The organism is Leifsonia sp. NPDC058248, assembly GCF_042881905.1.
Classification (GTDB): domain Bacteria; phylum Actinomycetota; class Actinomycetes; order Actinomycetales; family Microbacteriaceae; genus Leifsonia.
In genome coordinates this window covers 1-2,399 of the sequence record NZ_JBHVXB010000020.1, presented here as the reverse complement: position 1 = coordinate 2,399, position 2,399 = coordinate 1, and the positions used below count along the sequence as shown (strand labels likewise).

Annotated in this window: 2 protein-coding genes; both read left to right on the top strand. The window is 58.4% G+C overall.

Features of this window, described 5'->3' with window-relative positions:
* Nucleotides 1–670, top strand: a 670-nt coding sequence (locus ACFVV5_RS19080) for a hypothetical protein (RefSeq protein ID WP_387247265.1), incomplete at its 5' end; no start/stop codon positions are given.
* A 14-nt stretch (nucleotides 671–684) separates the two neighbouring features.
* Nucleotides 685–2,399: glycerophosphodiester phosphodiesterase (locus ACFVV5_RS19075; protein ID WP_387247263.1), on the top strand; the 1,715-nt coding region annotated here is incomplete at its 3' end.

The following is a 2,399-nucleotide window of genomic DNA, read 5'->3' as shown; positions in this document are numbered from 1 at the left end:
TGGTCTCTGGGAACTTCCCCTCTATGAAGTCAACGTGGCGGCTCAGGATGCCTCCGTGTCTCTCGATAGCCGCTTGAGCTTCAACATGCCTGCGCCTATCGCATCTCCATGGAACACCAAAGACACTGCGGCTCTTATGCCCCACGGTTCCATGGTGTATGACCTGGACGTTAATGGCGGAGACAATCAGTACGAGGCATTCAAGGGCCGCGACGGGTACGTAATCACTAGGGACCTGGGCCGCTCGAAGTATTACGCGCCTGAGATCGTAAACATCAATACGCCGCCGTCGCGGTGGCGCGAGGGTCGTTGGCGGTGGATAGCCCCCAATACTGTCTGGTTCACCGCGTACTACCAGAACTTGGAATGGTGGGACGCGAAGCTCACCCAAGGAAATTGGACGTGCGGGATCACCCTTCCCGTGCCGGCAAGCGGGCAGATCGGTGCCGTCTTCTCTGGCCATCTCGACAACAACGTTTCCGGTGCCAGCCCGGACATGCCGAACTTCGTGAATATCCTCGCCAAGGTCAACCGAGGATCGAACTCCTCCGTTGCCTGGCTCTACATGGATTCAAAGTGGTCCGCGGGCGAGGGCATGGACGGAATGCCAATGATTCCGCGACGCGGATACATGACTGTCTCTGGCGTGTACGAGGCGGCTGAACTCTAACGATAGGAGAGCACATGGCACGAAATCTTTTCGGCGGTACTGCCGCTGACGTGGCCGAGGATGCCTCCGGCGTTCGAGTTCCTACCATCACGGGAACTATCTGGGATGGCCCCACTGCGGGAGCTACCCGGATTACTGACCTGATGATGCCTGACGGTACTCCGATTACGGTCATCACAGCCGATCAGTACGGAATGATCCCCCCGTTCCTCGGCCCCGATCCTAGCCCTGAGAAGCTGTACGTGGATTTCGGTGGGGGCATCAAGACGGCTATCACCGCCTCGAACATCGGTGAGCGTCTTGCTAGCCACTTGTCAGCCCTTGACCCCCACGGGTCCAAGGCGGCAGCCGTCAGTGAAATCAACTCCCGCATAGGTGCCCCTGGGGGCCTGGTCCCGCTCGGCACTGACGGTCTGGTGCCAGCGCAGTTCATTCCGGCCTCGGGTCCGCCTACGGCCACTGTGGCCGCTTTCCTGGCCATGCCGGCGCCTGCCTACATCGCCCACCGCGGCAGCGGTATGGAATTCCCAGAGCACACGATGGCAGCCTATGACGCTGCACTCACCTCGGGCGTACGCGCCATCGAGGTCTCGGTGAATGTCACGGCAGACGGCATTCCCGTCTGTGTCCACGACCAGAACCTAGACCGTACGACCAACGTCACGGGACCTGTCTCTGACTGGGTGTACGCAAGCCTTTTCAATGCTGTCACCGTGCAGCCTAAGCAGATCCTAGGTAACGGCTGGTCTCCCCAGCCACTTCCTAACCTGCGTGACGTACTCGACCGCTTTCTAGGCAAGGTCGTTATTTTTCTCGAAGCGAAGTCGAATGAAGCGGCCCCCATCGTGCAGTCGATCTTGCAGACGTATTACCCAACCGCCAATCAGTCCGTGGTCTGGAAGAACTATTACAAGTCTCCAACCTTCTCAACTATGAAGGCTCGTGGATTCACCACGTGGGGTTACGTGGACGACACCACGACTGACGCTGAACTGGCAACGTACGGACCCAACATCGATATTTGGGGCGTCCCGCACACCATGGCTTCGTCTCGTATCCAGCAGATCACGAGCCGCCCCGATGGCAAGAAGGTCATTTGTTGGGAGGTGCACCGCAGAAGCCAGCGGGACACCCTCGCCGGCCTCGGCGTGTGGGGCATGATGTGCGCTCAGTACAAATGGGTTTCGTCCACTAAGCAGATCCTCAAGAAAGACAATTGGGCGACGCAGGTTAAGGCGCCTGGCGACATGGGCCGCACCTACTACTCCGGTATTCGTGACCTCAAGTACGACGGCACCGGAGCCGCCTTTATGGACGTAACCGGTGATGCCGTAATGATCGGCTCTTGCTCCATCCCAGACTTCCCAACCAACGGGTACCGGATCACTTTCGACATGCAGTTCACTGGGACTGTTCCCACGAATGAGCATGCCGGTATTGCTTTCGGTAAGGCCGATGACTCGACCTACCAATTTGGTGCAGCCAACCCCGCGGGCGGATACCACATGGCCTTTAGAGGTAATGGGGACATGCAGATTTTCACTCACACTGCGGGAGTTACGAGCGGTACGCAGCTAGCCACTGCGGCGACTGCTGCACCAGTCCCTAATACCTGGATGTCCTTTCAGGTTGATGTGACCCCCGCCAATATCAAGATCACGCGAACCGACGTGACTCCGAATGTGACTGTGACCTCCACCAACACGGCCTACAGGGGCGGGTATATCCA